Source organism: Pelorhabdus rhamnosifermentans (genome assembly GCF_018835585.1).
In the GTDB taxonomy this organism is placed as follows: domain Bacteria; phylum Bacillota; class Negativicutes; order UMGS1260; family UMGS1260; genus Pelorhabdus; species Pelorhabdus rhamnosifermentans.
Genome location: NZ_JAHGVE010000165.1, coordinates 1 through 248, shown reverse-complemented (window position 1 = coordinate 248; position 248 = coordinate 1). Strand labels below are relative to the sequence as shown.

Here is a 248-nt window from a genome sequence, read left to right as displayed (position 1 = left end):
CCGGTTCGCCGCCGGCAGCCCAGTCCTGAAACCGCTTGGCCCAGGCGTCGAGCTGCTTCGGCGGATAGCAGGTCTTCAACTCGTCATTGCCCTTCTGCAGCCGAGCATAGACGAAGTCGCTGGCGACGTCGGCAATCGCCGGATATTTGCCGTGCTCGGCGAACACCACCGGCACCTCGTGCTCGCGAATGAGGGCGATGAACTCGGGCACGCAAAAGCTGTCGTGACGCACCTCGACGACATGGCGC

The 248-nt window shown here is 64.1% G+C and carries 1 protein-coding gene; it reads right to left on the bottom strand.

Going from position 1 to position 248, the window contains the following annotated elements; genetic code table 11:
* Window positions 1-248 (bottom strand): DUF72 domain-containing protein (locus tag Ga0466249_RS26205; RefSeq protein WP_215832422.1); only part of this gene is annotated, 248 nt, incomplete at both ends.